This window comes from Streptomyces sp. RB17, from assembly GCF_009604455.1.
Taxonomy (GTDB): Bacteria; Actinomycetota; Actinomycetes; order Streptomycetales; family Streptomycetaceae; genus Streptomyces.
Genome location: NZ_WEGL01000007.1, coordinates 334,563 through 349,366, shown reverse-complemented (window position 1 = coordinate 349,366; position 14,804 = coordinate 334,563). Strand labels below are relative to the sequence as shown.

Genomic DNA, 14,804 nt, shown 5'->3' with positions numbered 1-14,804 from the left:
CAGCACGCGGCGGGACAACGGAGACTACCGGCGCCCCGCCCGCACCGCCCCCGCGATCGCCGTCACCACCAGGGCGATGGCCAGGCACTGGGCGGGGGACAGGGTCTGGCCGAGGACCAGGAAGCCGGCCAGGGCCGCGAGCGCCGGGGCCAGGCTCATCAGGACCGCGAAGGTCGGGGCGGGCAGCCGGCGCAGGGCCAGCAGCTCCAGCGTGTACGGCAGGACCGAGGACAGCAGGGCCACGGCCAGTCCGAGCCCCAGCGACCCCGGCCGCAGCAGCGCGGTACCCGCCGAGGCGATGCCCAGCGGCAGGCTCAGCAGCGCGGCCACGGCCATCGCCACGGCCAGCCCGTCCAGCCGTGGAAAGCGGGCGCCGGTCCGGGAGTTGAAGACGATGTACGCCGCCCACAGCGCCCCCGCGCCGAGTGCGAACCCGGCACCCGGCAGACTGAGCCGCCCCAGGCCCTCCTGCCCGAGCAGCAGCACTCCGGCGAGCGCCAGGGCGGCCCACAGCAGGCTCACCGCCCGGCGTGCGGCGACGACGGACAGCGCGAGCGGGCCGAGCACCTCCAGGGTCACCGCGGGACCCAGCGGGATCCGGTCGATCGCCTGGTAGAAGAGGATGTTCATGCCGCCGAGCGTGAGCCCGAAGGCGCAGACCACCGCCCAGTCGGCACGGCTGTGACCGCGCAGCCGGGGACGGCACACCGCCAGCAGCAGCACCGCCGCGATCGTCACCCGCAGCGCCACCACCCCGAGGGCCCCGGTGCGCGGAAAGAGCAGCGCGGCGACGGCGGAGCCGAACTGCACCGAGAGCGCACTGGACAGCACCAGCGCGATGCCGCCGAGACCGCCGGCACCGGCCGTCGGGGCGCCGGTGCGGATGCGGACGGACTGCGAAGGGGGCTGCGCCGGCCCGGTCTGTGCGGACACCGCTCGGGGGGCTGCCGCGCGGGGCGTCAGGTTCGTCATGGCTTCACGCTAGGAAGCCGGACGCGGCCCGTGAAATGCCGATCGGCCCGCGTTTATGCTGGGCAGGCATGACCATGGAGCTGCGCCATCTGCGGGCCTTCCTCGCCATCGCGGAGGAAGGCACGATCACCCGTGCCGCGGCCCGCCTGCACATCGGCCAGCCCGCCCTGTCGCGCACGCTGCGCCAGCTGGAGACCCACCTCGGCGTGCGCCTGGTCGACCGTTCCACGCACCACCTGGAGCTGACGCCCGCCGGTCACCGCTTCCGGGACCGGGCCGCCGCCGCGCTGGCCGCCGTCGACACTGCCCTCGACCCCGGCGCGCTGACCGCGCTGCCGCTGCGCCTCGGCCACCCCTGGGCCGCGCTCGGCGGGCTGACCGTCCCGCTGCTGCGCCGCTGGGACGAGGAACACCCCGATGTGCCGCTGCAACTGCGCCGTGTCGACGACCGTACGGCCGGGCTCACCCAGGGCAAGGTCGACGTCGCGCTGCTGCGCGGCGCGGTGACGGTGCCGGGGCTGGCCACTGAGCTGCTGCTGCAGGAGGCGCGGATCGCTGTGGTGCCGGCGGACAGCGACCTCGCCGGACACGACACCCTCACGCTCGCGGACCTGGCGGCCTGGCCGATCGCCCTGAACACGGTGGCGGGCACCACCACGCTCGACCTCTGGCCCGCCGCGGCGCGGCCCACGGCGACGATCGAGGTCACCAACACGGACGAATGGCTGACGGCGATCGCGGCCGGCCGGGCAGCGGGCATCACGACGACAGCGACACCGGGTGTCCACACCCACCCCGCGATCGCCTTCCGCCCCCTGACGGACGCACCCCCGGTACCGCTGCTTCTCGCCTGGCACCGAGGAACTCCTACGCACCCGGCGATTCCGGAACTGGTGCGTCTGGCCCGGCGGCTGGTGGCGGAGGCCTGAGCGCCCCCGTAAGGGGCGCGGGGCTCTGTCGATGTGCGGCTCCGCCGCCTGGGCGCGACCAGCCACAACACACCCGCAGTCGCAAACGGCCCCACACCCCGACGGCGGGTGGGCGCCCGGCTAAGGCCAGAGCAACGCCTTGCTCCAGCCGAACTCCGTGCTCCGGTACTCCAGCCGCACATGCCGCCTGTCCGCATCCCCCTGGAAGAACTCCACCGTCTCCGGGTGCAGCCGGTAGAGGGTCCAGGTGGGAGAGGGCTCGGCCGGGTTGTCCCGGGCCCGCTCCCACGCGGCCCGGGACGCCCGCCGCAGCTCGGCCAGTGAGGACAGCTCCTCGCTCTGCCGCCCGGTGAGCGCCGCGGCCAGCGCCCCCGTCGAGCGGGCGTGCAGATCCGCCTGACTGTCCCGGGACGGCGCCGCGGTCACCGCCCCGCGCAGCCGGACCTGGCGGCCCAGCACCGGCCAGTAGAAGGCAAGGGCCGCCCAGGGGTGGGCGCTCAGGGCCCGGCCCTTGCGGCTCGTGGCGTGCGTGCCGAAGGCCCAGCCGTCCGCGTCGGCGCCGTGCAGCATCACGATCCGGACGTCCGGCCGACCCTCCTCGTCCACCGTGGCCAGCGACATCGTGTGCGGCTCCGGCTGCCCGGCCGCCACCGCGTCCGCGAACCAGCTCGTGAACAGGGGCAGCGGGGTCGGCGGCGCGGTGTCCGGGTCGAACGGGCGCAGGTCCGTGACGTCCGGGTCCCATACCCGCAGCGACTTCAGAATTGCGTGGAGATCCGTTTCCATGTGCCGAGTATCGCCACCGCGCCGCCGTGGGCGCGGCTGCCTGCGACCGGGCCGCCATCCGTTCGGCAGTCGTCCCGCGAGGCACACGGGTGATTCGACGTGCGGGCGTGCCGGAGCACGGGGGACGCTCGGAGCCACGGGCTCGGAGGCGACGGTGAGGGGCGATGATCGTAACGGTGGTGTCGATGCCCGAGATGACCATCACCCGTACGGACGTCTCGGAGGCCCGTGAGCGGCTGGCCGTCGACTCCTTCCTGCTCGTCGACGTGGAGCTGCCGCAGGACGCGCCGGCGCCGGGCACGCCGATCGCCGATCAGCTGGGCCTGGTCGGCGAGGACATGGAGTGGTTCGGCAGGGAGGGCGAACCGCCGCGGGCCGAGTTCCTGGGGGACCGGGCCGCTTTCGTCGTGCCGGTGGTGCACGGCGACGAGATCGCCCACCTCCACGTGGTGGTGACCGAGCGGTTCCTGGCCACCGTGCACCGGGGGCAGGCCGGACTGGCGAAGAGCATCACCGCGGCGCTGCGGCACGAGCGGCCCGACGACACCGTGGCCGTGCTCTTCCTCCTGCTCCAGGAGGCCCTGGACACCTTCCGCCGGGCGGCCGTACAGGCCCTGCTGCAGTCCGAGGAGCTCGAGGACGACATGTTCGAGAACCGGCGCCCCGAGCAGGTGTACCGGCTGGCGCAGCTGCGGCGACGCTCCGCGCTCCTGCACCACGCGCTGCGGCCCTACCTCCAGGCGATCGACGAGATCCTCACCCGCCGGATGATGAGCCCCACCTTCCCCGAGGAGCGGCAACGGCGTGCCCAGGGGTTCCAGACCGCCGGGAGGCTGGTGCTCGCCGACGTCGAGTCCCTGCAGGACGCCACCCGCCGGGCCTTCGCCAGTTACTCCTCGCTCGTCGCGGGCGAGCAGAACGGCGTGATCAACCGGCTGGCCATCGTGTCGGTGATCTTCCTGCCGCTGTCGTTCATCACCGGGTTCTTCGGCATGAACTTCACGTTCCTGACGAACAGGCTGGAGACCAGGGACGAGTTCTGGCTGCTCGCCGTGGGGCTGCAGGTGGTCGTCCTGCTCGGCTCGCTCTACGTCCTGCACCGTACCCGCATCTGGCGACGGCTCCTGGAGGAGGACTGAAGCGGGGCCCTCACCGCCCGAGAACCACCGTTCCCGACGAGCAGAACCAGCCCCCCGTCCCGGAAGCCACACCCAGCCTCGGCACCTGCCCGTCCCGCGTCCGCACCTGCCGCTCCCCGGCCTCCCCGCGCAGCTGCCGTACCGCCTCCACCAGCAGGAACAGCCCGCGCATCCCGGGATGCTGGGCCGACAGGCCACCCCCGTCCGTGTTCACCGGCAGCTCCCCGCCCCGCACCAGCAGCCGGCCCTTCTCCACGAACGCCCCGCCCTCGCCCTTCGCGCAGAAGCCCAGGTCCTCCAGCGTCACCAGGGTCATGTAGGTGAAGGCGTCGTAGATCTGGGCGAAGTCCATCTCCTCCGGCCCCACGCCCGCCCGCTCGAAGGCCAGCCGTCCGCTCACCGCCGCCGGGGACACCGTGAAGTCCGGCCACTCGGACATCGCCGCGTGCGAGACGTGCTCCCCGGTGCCGAGGATCCAGACGGGGGCCGGGCGGCTGTCCCGTACGTACTCCTCGGCCGCCAGCAGGACCGCCGCGCCGCCGTCCGAGCGCAGGCAGCAGTGCAGCTTGGTGAAGGGGTCGGCGATCATCGGGCCGGCCAGGACGTCGTCGACCGTGATCGGGTCGCGGAACATCGCCTCCGGGTTCAGTGCCGCGTTGGCCCGGGCCTGGACCGCCACCTCGGCCAACTGCGCGACGGTCGTGCCGTGTTCGATCATGTGGCGGCGGGCGGCCATCGCGTACTTGGCGATCAGGGTGTGGCCGTAGGGGACCTCGAACTGCAGGGGACCGCGGGCGCCGAAGGACAGGTCGCCCGTCCTGCGGCCCGCCTTGATGTCCGCGCGCGCCGTCGAGCCGTAGACGAGGAGGACGGCGTTCGCACGGCCCGCCGCTATCGCGTCCGCCGCGTGCGCCGCCATGACCTCCCAGGTCGAACCGCCGACCGAGGTGGAGTCCACCCAGGTGGGGCGCAGGCCCAGGTACTCGGCCACCTCCACCGGGGCCAGCGTGCCGAGGCCCGCCGAAGCGAGGCCGTCCACCCGGGTGCGGTCGAGCCCCGCGTCCGCGAGGGCGCGGCGGGCCGCCTGTGCGTGCAGGGTGTACGGGGTGGCGTCGTCCACGCGCCCGCAGTCGGAGAGGGCCACACCGACCACGGCGACCTTCCTGTTCCCAGCCGTCATGAATCTGACGGTACATCAGCTACTGCGGTTCGCGGCAGGTGTTCGTGACCCTGGGCATCCCCGTCGCCGCGTCCTAATATGACGGTCCGTCAGATCGGCTCGGGAGGGATGAGGACCCGCCATGGACACACGCCTGACCGCCGAGCAGGACGAGATCCGCCGCACCCTGCGCGAGTTGCTGCACAAGCGGTGCGGCTCGCCCGAGCTGCGCACCGCCGTCGACAGCCCGGGCGGACACGAGCCCCTCCTGTGGTCGGCCCTCGCCGACCAGCTCGGCCTGCCGGGGCTCGCCCTGCCCGAGCGGTACGGCGGCGTCGGCTGCTCGGTCACCGAACTCGCCCTCGCGTGCGAGGAGACCGGCCGGGTGCTGGCCCCCTCCCCGCTGCTCGCCACCTCCGTCCTCGCCGCCCCGCTGATCCTCGCCCTCGGCACGGAGGCCCAGCGCGCCGAGCTGCTGCCCCGCCTCGCCGCCGGCGCGCTCACCGCCACCCTCGCCGTCCCCGGCCCGTCCCTGACCACGGCCCTCGCCCTGACCTGCGACAACGGCACCTACTCCGCCGGTGGCGGACGGGCCGGCGGTGTCCAGGCCCGGCAGACCGACGGTGACTGGCGGCTGTACGGGGAGGTCGACCAGGTACTGGACGGGCACAGCGCGGGACTGCTGCTCGTCGCCGCGCACACCGGGGGCTTCGCGCGGTCGCGAACCCTGCTGTTCCTGGTGGCCGGGGACGCGCCCGGTGTCGTACGGACCCGGCAGACCGCGCTGGACGCGACGCGGGCCCAGGGGCGGGTACAACTGCGGGAAGTGCGAGGTGAGTTGCTCGGCGAGGAGGACACGGATGTGCTGCCCGCCCTCGCCGCGCTCGGGGACCAGGCCGCCGCCGTGCTCGCCTGCGAGGCCGTCGGAGCGGCGGAGCGGGTACTGGAGCGGACCGTGGAATACGTCGGCCGGCGTGAGCAGTTCGGGCGGCCGGTGGGGTCCTTCCAGGCGGTGAAGCATCGGCTGGCGGATGTGTATGTGGGGGTGCAGGCGGCTCGGTCGGGTGCGTACTACGCCGCGTGGGCCTGCGGCGCCGGCGCCGGGCCCGCCTCGGCTGCGCCTTCGGCGTCCGGGTTCCCACCCGCTGAGGGTGAACGAAGTGGTGGGCTCGCGCTCGCTCAGGCCCTGGAGGCGTTGCGCAGTGCCGCCGCCGAGGGGATCCAGCTGCACGGGGGGATCGGGTTCACCTGGGAGCACGACGCCCAGCTGTACTTCAAGCGGGCCGCCGGGGACGAGCTGCTGTTCGGGCCCGTGCACCGGCTGCGGGACCGGGCCGCCGAGGTCGCCGGTCTCTTCGCGGGCGGGGCGGTGACGGTGTGATCGGCGTCCGGCTGGTGCAGAAGGTGTCCTCGACGCGCGCGTTCGCGAAGGTCGCGCCCCATGTGATCCCGGCGCTCGACCGGGCGGTCCACCGGCTCACCCGGGGCCGGTTCCTGCTCAGCACCCAGATGCTGCCCGGCGTGCTCCTCACCTCCATCGGCGCCCGCAGCGGCCTGCCCCGCCGCACCCCGCTGGCCTGCATGCCGGAGCCGGACGGCAAGAGCTGGCTCCTCGTCGGATCCAACTTCGGCCGGCCCGGGCATCCGGCGTGGACCCACAATCTGCTGGCCCACCCCGACGCCTCCATCAGCTGGAAGGGGCACGACATTCCGGTCACCGCTCGACTGCTGGCAGGGGAGGAGCGGGCGGCAGCGTGGCGGGCGGTCCTCGCGTTCTGGCCGCCGTACGCCGCATATCAGGGCCGCGTGACGAGGCAAATCCGCCTGTTCCGGCTCACTCAAGCGCCCTGAAGGGGCGCGGGGAACGGCGCGACCAGCCGCGACGGACCCGCAGACGCCCGACGGCATCCAGTGGCACCCCCTGCGGCGCTAAACCCCGGCCAGGCGCTCCGCCAGGAGCACCGCTCCGATCCCCACCATCGCCGCCCCCGACGTCCGCGCAACCGCCCGGGCCGCAGCCGGCCTCGCCGAGAGCAGCGCACGCGACACCGCGCCGACGGTGAGGTAGACGGCCGCGCAGCAGGCCATGTGGAGCAGTCCGAGGGCCGCCGTCTGGACCGGGACGGGCAGGTGGGCGCCGTGCAGGGTGAGGAACTGGGGGAGGACGGAGAGGTAGAGCAGCAGGCCCTTGGGGTTGAGGCCGCTGATCGTGGCGCCGCGCAGGAAGAGGCGCCCGTCGGGGGAGGGCTCCTCCATGGCGCCCGGCACCGCCGGCCGGCGCAGCACGCCCCAGCCGAGCCACAGCAGGTAACCGGCGCCCGCCACCGTCAGGGCCGTCAGCAGCTTCGGCGAGCCCGCCACCAGGACCGCGAGACCCGCCGTCGCCAGGGCCGTGTGCAGGGCGTAGCCGCTGACCAGGCCGGCCACCGCGCGCGGCACCGAGCCGCGGCGCAGCGCGGTCGCGATCACATACGCCCAGTCGGCGCCCGGTACGCACACCAGCAGCAGGTCCACAGCGAGGTAGGAGAAGAGCAGTCCCGAGTCCATGCCGGGGACATTAGGCGTGATTGGCCCGAAAGTGTTCCCGAAGTTTGCCCGCCGTAGCCTATATCGGAGGAAGGTCTGTCTCATGGACGACATGGACCGGAAAATCCTTGCCGAGCTGCAGCAGGACGGGCGGCTGACCGTGACCGAGCTGGCCGCCCGGGTGCGTCTGAGCGTCTCGCCCTGCCACCGTCGGCTGCGCGAGCTGGAGCGCTCCGGTGCCATCCAGGGCTACCGGGCGGTGGTGGACGCGACGGCGCTCGGGCTGAACTTCGAGGCGCTGGTCTTCGTGTCGATGCGGCAGGAGGACCGCGACACGGTCGCCGAGTTCGAGCGGGCCGTCGGCGAGCTGGAGCACGTGCTCGACGCCCAGCGGCTGTTCGGCGAGCCCGACTATCTGCTCCGGGTGGCCACCGCCGACCTCGCGGCCTTCCAGCGGCTCTACGACGAGCGGCTGGCGACCCTGCCGGGGGTGCAGCGACTGACCTCGACGCTGGTGATGAAGCATGTGGTGCGGGACCGGCCGCTGCCCGCGTAACACGGCAGGCGGCAGCTCACCTCGGTGAACTGCCGCCTGCCAGACAGGACTTGGTATGGGATAAAGAAGGGGCGGAAGCCGTGTGCTACTTGCTCGGCTTCTTCCCGGTCACTCCCAGGTGCACCAACAGCGCAAGATTCGGCTTGAGTTCGGCCTGCTTCACGCCCCAGGACGAGAAACCCTTCTGGTGCGCCGCCACCGCCGCGAGCATCGCGACCAGCGAGCCGGCCACCGCCGCCGGGTTCACGTCCTTGTCGACCCTCCCCTTGGACTGCAACTCGGTGATGGATTCGGCGAGGGAGTTGTTCACAGAGTTCAGGATCTTCATGCGGATCTTGTAGAAGCGTTTGTCCCCCTCGGCCGCGCCGAGGTCGACGACCCGCAGGATCGCGTCGTTCTTGCGCCAGAACTCCAGGAATCCCTCCACGAGTTCCTGCGCGGTCTGCCATCCCGACTTACCGGCCCAGGACCGCCCCTGGACCAGTTCCGTCAATCCGGCGCCCTCGGCCGCCATTTGCTCGGCGATCTCCAGGACGGCGCCTTCGACGTCGGGGAAGTACTGGTAGAAGGTCGCGGGTGAAGTTCCCGCCTTCCGGGCGACATCGATGACCTTGACGTCCCGATAGGGGGAGGAGCTGAGCATCTCGCTGAGGCAGTCGAGCAGCTTCTGCCGGGTCGCCTGCCCACGCCGGCCGGCCACGCGGCCGTCGACGGTACGCACTTGTCCTGTCATGCCGTCAGCTTACCGACGGGTGATCGGAGCGCGATTCGGCCGACTGCAAATGGGGTGCACGGGTGCTCTGAGAGTGGTGTGCCTGGTCTGCGCGGTGTGCGCGGCCCGGTTACTTTGACGACATGGCCGAAAACAGGGCATCCGGGAATGAAGAGGCGGAAGAGGCCGAAGAGGCGGAAGACGTTATCGACGCAGAGGTGGTGGAGGCGGAAGAGACGTACGGGGAGGGTGCGCCCTGCTGGGTGGACGCCCGGCTCTCCGACGTCGAGGCGGGCAAGCGGTTCTACGGTGAGCTCTTCGGGTGGACCTTCGAGGACGCCTACGGCTCCTCGGTGTGGGCCCTGCTGGAGGGGGCGCTCGTCGCCTCGCTGGCTCCCAAGATCGACGGCCGTATGCCCACCGTCTGGACGGTGTCCTTCGCCACCCCGGACGCCGAGGCCCTCGGCCGGCGGATCACCGCGGCCGGCGGGCAGGTGGTCATGGCCCCGTTCCCGGTGGGCGACCTCGGGGTGGCCGCGCTCGCCGCCGATCCCGAGGGCGCGGTGTTCGCCCTGTGGCAGCCGGGCCGTCACCGGGGCTTCGGGCGGCGGCACGAGCCCGGCACCTTCGTCTGGGCCCAGCTGTACACCCGGGACACCACCGCCGCCAACGCCTTCTACGGCGCCCTCTTCCACGACGCCCTGTTCGGCGCCGGTGCCGCGCCGGACTTCGGCCGCGCCGAGGTCACCGAGGTGTTCCCGGCCGAGATGCCCCCGCACTTCCTCACCCACTTCCGCGTCACCGAGCTGGACGACGCGCTCGGGGCCGTACAGCGGCTCGGCGGCCGGGTGCAGGCGCCACCCTTCGAGGCGTCGTACGGACGAGTGGCCGTCGTCACCGACAATCAGGGGGCGTCGTTCGCACTGCTGCAGCGGTGATACGTCCGCTTTGGGGTGATAGATGGTGAGACACCCCGAAGGTCGCCGGGTTCGCAACCGGGCGCCCGGCCAGGAAGAATCTGGGGTGCGTGCCGCCGCGGCGGTGCGGTGGTGAGACGCTGCACTTCGGTCGCGTACATATGTGGGTGGCGCGGCTCGTACGGGGAGGTGGCAGGCAAGTGGTGGATCAGCTGACGCAGCACGATCCGCGGCGGATCGGGCCGTTCGAGGTGCTGGGCCGGCTGGGCGCCGGCGGCATGGGGCTGGTCTATCTCGCGCGCTCGGCGTCCGGCCGGCGCGTGGCGATCAAGACGGTGCGCACCGAGCTGGCGGAGGACCAGCTCTTCCGGGTCCGCTTCACGCGCGAGGTGGAGGCGGCCCGCGCGGTCTCCGGCTTCTACACGGCCGCCGTGGTCGACGCCGACCCGCGCGCCGCCGTGCCCTGGCTGGCGACCGCGTACGTCCCGGCGCCCTCGCTCGAGGAGATAGTGAACGACTGCGGGCCGCTCCCGGCCCAGGCCGTGCGCTGGCTCGCCGCGGGCGTGGCGGAAGCCCTGCAGTCCATCCACGGCGCGGGGCTGGTCCACCGTGACCTGAAGCCGTCCAACGTGCTCGTGGTCGAGGACGGCCCCCGGGTGATCGACTTCGGCATCGCCTCCGGTGTCTCCAACACCCGGCTGACCATGACGAACGTCGCCGTCGGCACCCCCGCCTACATGTCCCCCGAGCAGGCCAAGGACTCCCGCAGCGTCACCGGCGCCAGCGACGTCTTCTCGCTCGGCTCCATGCTGGTCTTCGCGGCCACCGGCCACCCGCCCTTCCACGGCGCCAACCCGGTCGAGACCGTGTTCATGCTGCTGCGCGAGGGCCCGGACCTGACCGGCCTGCCCGACGAGCTGCGCCCGCTCATCGAAGTCTGCATGCAGATGGAGGCGGCCGCCCGGCCCACCCCGGCCGACCTCCAGGCCCAGCTGGCTCCCCATCTCTTCGGCTCCGGCTCCGACGACAGCGGCACCGCCTCCGCCTGGCTGCCCGAGAAGGCGGTCGCCCTCATCGAGGCCCGCCGCGGCGGCCGCCCCGCCGTGAAGCCCTCCCCCGCCCCGAACGGCGGCCCGAGGAGCGGCGGACGCGCGGCCGTACCCCCGCCGCCCCCGTACGACCCCCCGGCCCCGGCTCCGGTCCCCGTCGGCGCCCCCGACACCGGCCCGGTCCGGCTGGCCGGCGCCCAGGTGCCCATCGGCCCCGGCCCGCGCGTCGCCGACGCCCGCGCCGCCGCCGTGAAGGCACCCCCGCCGGAGGCCGGCCTGGTCGCCAACTGGTCCCGCCCCCGCCCCGGCGTCACCGGCCCCGACCCGAACGTCCCGCCCGCACCGCCCCAGCCCCCGGAGACGGCGAGCGGCTGGCGGCCCTGGCGGTTCCGCATGTCCAACGAGGTCTGGGGCACCCCGTCGGTCGACGGCGACCTGGTCTACGTCACCTCCTTCGAGGTGCACGCGCTGGACGTGGCCACCGGCCGCCGCCGGTTCAAGACACGCGACGTCGCCTGGTCCATGGCGGTCGCGGACGGCCGTATCCACGCCTCCGACGGCCCCACCCTGTTCGCCCTGGACGCCCGCGAGGGCACCGACCTGTGGCGGCTGTCCACGGACGCCTGGGTGTACTCCCTGAACGCCGACCACGGCACGGTCGTCACCGGCACCCGCGGCGGCGGCGTCCAGGCCTGGGAGGCGTCGAGCGGGCAGAAGCTGTGGGAGACCGCCGGCTGCCAGACCGACTTCGAGTCCCCCGAGGCCGGCCCCCTCGTCCACGACGGCACGGTCTACGTCTGGCAGGACGCCCGGCTGCGCGCCCTGGACGCCCGCACCGGCGAGGAGCGCTGGTCGTACCCGGTCGGCGACGCGGCCTCCTGCGGCGGCGTACCGGTCCGCCTGACCCCCGCCCCCGACGGTTACGTCTACGTCTCCGCCGGCACCCGCGTCCTCGCCGTCGAGGCGGCGAGCGGCATGGTCCGCTGGCACTTCGAGGCCCCCGCGGTCTTCCTCTGCCCGCCGGCCTTCGCCCCGGGCCCGGCGGTGACGGGCGGCGGCATCTACCTGGCGGACTACCTGGGCACCGTCTACGCCCTCGACGCCACCGACGGCCGCGACCGCTGGCGCATCGCGACCGAGGCGCGGTCCTCGATCGAGCCGGTGCTGGTCGCCGCCGGGCACGTCCACGTCGGCAGCGGCAAGGGCCTGTACACCCTGGACGCGGTCACCGGCACGCCCAAGTGGCGCTTCCAGGCGGGCGGCGACGTGGTGGGCGCCCCGGCGGTGGCGGAGGGCCGTATCCACTTCGGCTCCACGGACCACCTGCTCTACACCCTGAAGTCCGACGACGGCCGCCTGCGCTGGAAGCTCGCGACCGGCGGCGAGATCACCGGCTCCCCGGTGGTCAAGGACGGCGTGGTGTACGCGTGCAGCAAGGACCGGTGCGTGTACGCGCTGGACGCGGAGAAGGGGACCGGGACGGCCCGCACGGCGTGAGGAGTGTGCGGGGAGGGGCGTGACGGCCGTCGTACCGGTGTGTCACGGAAGGGCTCCAGACGGCGGCCGTCCCAGGCCTGACGCTACCCCGGGTGCGCGTTCCCCGCCATACGGTCACTCACCGTGTCCGCGGCTCGGTACGGTCCCTGTTCCGGAACAGCTCCGCCTGCCGTTCGGCCGGCAGACCGCCGAGGGCGATGAGGGGCGGGGCCTGGGCGAACGCCCGGGCCAGGGCCGCCTCCCTGGCCGCCCACAGCGCCCGCACCGTGCCCTGGACGGCTGTGGGCGGACACCCGGCGACGACGGTGGCACAGCGCACGGCGGCCGCCAACGCCTCGCCCTCCTCGGTGACTTCGGAGACCAGCCCGACCTCGTACGCCCGCCGGGCGGAGATCCGCTCGGCCGTCCCCATGAGCGCCATCCGGGCCACCTCCCCGTACGGCATCCGCGCGGCCATCAGCATCGACTCGTAGGCGCTGACCATGCCGTACGTCGTGTGCGGATCGAAGAAGACGGCCGTCGCATCGGCGACGACGAACTCGCACTCGCCCAGCAGATAGAAGGCACCCCCGCAGGCCATCCCGTGCACGGCGGCGACCACCGGTTTCCACAGGTCATTGGCCTTCGGCCCGACGGTCAGCAGCGGATCGTCCTGCATGTACGGCGACGAGGGCTGCGGCACGACGACGTCCCGGTCGATCCCGGTGCAGAACGCCCGCTCCCCGCCCCCGGTGAGCACGACGGCCCGCACGGAGTCGTCGAACCGCAACGCCCGCCACACCTGGCTCAGTTCGCGAGCCATGTCCAGGTCGATGGCGTTGAGCCGGTGCGGCCGGTCGAGGGTGACGACGGCGACCCCGCTGTCCTTGTCGGCGTCGATCCGTACGGCGGCGCTCACGCGAGCACCCACTGCGGCACCCCGCCGTCACCGAAGACGACATGGACCCGGGCGCCGACCCTGATCCTTGATGAGTCAAGGGAGTTGAGGGGCGCGCCGGCGTGAGTGACCACGTTCCCCACCAGCCGTATGCGCGGCGCGTCCTCCAACTCCACCACGACGACGTTGTACGGCGCCTGTTCCGCGTAGTCCGGGAGGAGGGGCGGATGCGGCACGACGTACGACCAGATCCGTCCGCGCCCGCTGGTGAGCCGCCACTCGCTCGCGAAGGACTGGCAGTGCGGGCAGCAGGGGCGCGGCGGGAAGCGCGGCTCGCCGCAGTCGCCGCAGGCCTGGACGCGCAGTTCACCCCGGGCCGCGTACTCCCAGAAGGGCGCGCCGTCGGTGTCGGTGACGGGGATCAGCATGATCAGCTCCTGAGGAGGAGAGCGGACGTGGGTACGCCCTCACCGGCCGTGACCAGGCAGGTGGCGGCGCCGGGCACCTGGGCGGTACTGGTCCCGCGCAACTGCTTCACGCCTTCGTTGATCAGGTTGAAGCCGTGCACATAGGCCTCGCTGAGCCCGCCCCCGCTGGTGTTGAGGGGCAGCCGCCCGCCGATCTCCAGGGCCCCGTGCTCGGTGAACGCCCCACCCTCGCCCCTCCCGCAGAAGCCGTATCCCTCCAGGGAGAGCGGGACGAGGGCGGTGAAGGCGTCGTAGATCTGCGCCACGTCGACGTCCTCCGGGGTGAAGTCGGCGTGCTTCCACAGATGCCGGGCGGCGGTCCAGGCGGGGCCGGTGAGGGGGTCGTCGTTCCAGTAGTTGACCATGCCGTGGTGCTGGGCGGGCAGCCCCTGGGCGGCGGAGTGGACGTACACCGGCGTACGACGGCAGTCCCGGGCGCGCTCCCTGGACACGAGGACACAGGCGAGGGCCCCGTCCGTCTCCAGGCAGTTGTCGAAGAGGCACAGCGGCTCGCTGATCCACCGCGAGGTCATGTACATCTCGCGGGTCAGCGGCCGTTCGTACATGACGGCGGCCGGGTTCTGGTTGGCGCGGTTGCGGCAGGCGAGGGCGACGTTGAAGAGGTGGTCGCGGGTGGCACCGTACTCGTGCATGTAGCGGCGGGTGAGCATGGCGATCTCGTCGGCGGGGCGGAGGAGTCCGAACGGCCGGGTCCACTGGGCCGGGGTGGGGAGCTGCACGGTGGTGTTGCTCCAGGGGCGCGGGCCGCTGCCCCGCTTCCGCGACCGCCAGGCGACCCCGACGGTGGCCTGCCCGGAGGCGATGGCGGCGGCGAGATGACCGACGGTGGCACAGGAGCCACCGCCGCCGTAGGGGACCTTGCTGAAGAAGGTCAGGTCCCCGAACCCGACGGCCTTCGCCAGCTCTACCTCATCGGTCTCCTCCATGGTGTAGGAGGCGAGTCCGTCGACGTCACCGGGCGCGATCCCCGCGTCGTCGAGCGCGGCGAGCACGGCCCGGCACGCGAGCGTCTTCTCGTCCTCCGGAAGACGCCTGGCGAACGAGGTCTGCCCGATCCCGACGATGGCGGTGGCGTCCTTGATCCCGGTTGTTGCCATGGCGTCCGTCCCCCTCACTCACGACGACCTGACAGTGCGTCAGATTACAGCTAATCTGACGGTCAGTCAGTAGTGCGGTCTGCGCTGTACAGGGGGCACT

Annotated in this window: 15 protein-coding genes; 7 read left to right on the top strand and 8 right to left on the bottom strand. The window is 72.9% G+C overall.

The annotated features are described in order from the left end of the window. Positions 1-24 precede the first annotated feature (24 nt). Positions 25-972: an EamA family transporter gene (locus SRB17_RS30060; RefSeq protein ID WP_153543287.1), complete on the bottom strand. Its 948-nt coding sequence runs from the start codon at positions 970-972 to the stop codon at positions 25-27. A gap of 68 nt (positions 973-1,040) precedes the next feature. On the opposite strand from SRB17_RS30060, the gene SRB17_RS30055 reads away from it, so the two are divergent. Beyond that, positions 1,041-1,901 (top strand): LysR family transcriptional regulator, encoded by an 861-nt coding sequence (locus SRB17_RS30055; protein WP_153543286.1) that lies wholly within the window; start codon positions 1,041-1,043, stop codon positions 1,899-1,901. Between the two features lie 120 nt (positions 1,902-2,021). On the opposite strand, the gene SRB17_RS30050 is transcribed toward SRB17_RS30055, so the two are convergent. Beyond that, positions 2,022-2,687, bottom strand: a complete 666-nt coding sequence (locus SRB17_RS30050) for a pyridoxine/pyridoxamine 5'-phosphate oxidase (protein ID WP_153543285.1) — start codon at positions 2,685-2,687, stop codon at positions 2,022-2,024. Between the two features lie 164 nt (positions 2,688-2,851). Between SRB17_RS30050 and SRB17_RS30045 the strand changes: the two genes are divergently transcribed. Beyond that, positions 2,852-3,826: a CorA family divalent cation transporter gene (locus SRB17_RS30045; protein WP_228396354.1), complete on the top strand. Its 975-nt coding sequence runs from the start codon at positions 2,852-2,854 to the stop codon at positions 3,824-3,826. Between the two features lie 10 nt (positions 3,827-3,836). Here SRB17_RS30045 and SRB17_RS30040 read toward each other — a convergent pair whose 3' ends face one another. After that, positions 3,837-5,006: a thiolase C-terminal domain-containing protein gene (locus SRB17_RS30040; protein WP_153543284.1), complete on the bottom strand. Its 1,170-nt coding sequence runs from the start codon at positions 5,004-5,006 to the stop codon at positions 3,837-3,839. 121 nt (positions 5,007-5,127) lie between these two features. Between SRB17_RS30040 and SRB17_RS30035 the strand changes: the two genes are divergently transcribed. Together SRB17_RS30035 and SRB17_RS30030 are read left to right on the top strand one after the other, a co-directional pair. Beyond that, positions 5,128-6,366 (top strand): acyl-CoA dehydrogenase family protein, encoded by a 1,239-nt coding sequence (locus tag SRB17_RS30035; RefSeq protein ID WP_153543283.1) that lies wholly within the window; start codon positions 5,128-5,130, stop codon positions 6,364-6,366. Continuing rightward, positions 6,363-6,836, top strand: a complete 474-nt coding sequence (locus tag SRB17_RS30030) for a nitroreductase family deazaflavin-dependent oxidoreductase (RefSeq protein WP_323376437.1) — start codon at positions 6,363-6,365, stop codon at positions 6,834-6,836. Before SRB17_RS30035 ends, SRB17_RS30030 begins: the two co-directional genes overlap by 4 nt. 78 nt (positions 6,837-6,914) lie before the next feature. Here SRB17_RS30030 and SRB17_RS30025 read toward each other — a convergent pair whose 3' ends face one another. Then, positions 6,915-7,532 carry a LysE family translocator gene (locus SRB17_RS30025; protein ID WP_153543282.1) on the bottom strand — a complete coding sequence of 206 codons (618 nt, stop codon included), beginning with the start codon at positions 7,530-7,532 and terminating at the stop codon, positions 6,915-6,917. Positions 7,533-7,614: 82 nt separating this feature from the next. Between SRB17_RS30025 and SRB17_RS30020 the strand changes: the two genes are divergently transcribed. After that, complete coding sequence (locus tag SRB17_RS30020; RefSeq protein WP_153543281.1) at positions 7,615-8,067, top strand: Lrp/AsnC family transcriptional regulator; 453 nt, start codon at positions 7,615-7,617, stop codon at positions 8,065-8,067. A gap of 85 nt (positions 8,068-8,152) precedes the next feature. Here SRB17_RS30020 and SRB17_RS30015 read toward each other — a convergent pair whose 3' ends face one another. Further along, a complete protein-coding gene (locus tag SRB17_RS30015; RefSeq protein WP_323376508.1) occupies positions 8,153-8,788 on the bottom strand; it encodes a TetR family transcriptional regulator in 636 nt (211 codons plus the stop codon). 254 nt (positions 8,789-9,042) lie between these two features. On the opposite strand from SRB17_RS30015, the gene SRB17_RS30010 reads away from it, so the two are divergent. Together SRB17_RS30010 and SRB17_RS30000 are read left to right on the top strand one after the other, a co-directional pair. Next, complete coding sequence (locus tag SRB17_RS30010) at positions 9,043-9,717, top strand: VOC family protein (protein WP_323376507.1); 675 nt, start codon at positions 9,043-9,045, stop codon at positions 9,715-9,717. Between the two features lie 179 nt (positions 9,718-9,896). Next, the gene (locus SRB17_RS30000; protein ID WP_323376436.1) at positions 9,897-12,242 is read left to right on the top strand and encodes a serine/threonine-protein kinase; all 2,346 of its coding nucleotides are present in this window, start codon (positions 9,897-9,899) and stop codon (positions 12,240-12,242) included. Positions 12,243-12,360: 118 nt separating this feature from the next. Here the strand turns inward: SRB17_RS30000 and SRB17_RS29995 are convergent, their stop codons facing one another. Genes SRB17_RS29995 through SRB17_RS29985 form a run of 3 tightly spaced genes read right to left on the bottom strand, consistent with a single transcriptional unit; the run spans position 12,361 to position 14,704 of the window. After that, positions 12,361-13,140, bottom strand: coding sequence for an enoyl-CoA hydratase/isomerase family protein (locus SRB17_RS29995; protein ID WP_323376435.1), 780 nt, complete (start codon positions 13,138-13,140; stop codon positions 12,361-12,363). Next, positions 13,137-13,547: a Zn-ribbon domain-containing OB-fold protein gene (locus tag SRB17_RS29990; protein WP_153543278.1), complete on the bottom strand. Its 411-nt coding sequence runs from the start codon at positions 13,545-13,547 to the stop codon at positions 13,137-13,139. Before SRB17_RS29990 ends, SRB17_RS29995 begins: the two co-directional genes overlap by 4 nt. A gap of 2 nt (positions 13,548-13,549) precedes the next feature. Beyond that, positions 13,550-14,704, bottom strand: a complete 1,155-nt coding sequence (locus tag SRB17_RS29985; RefSeq protein WP_153543277.1) for a lipid-transfer protein — start codon at positions 14,702-14,704, stop codon at positions 13,550-13,552. Positions 14,705-14,804: the final 100 nt, after the last annotated feature.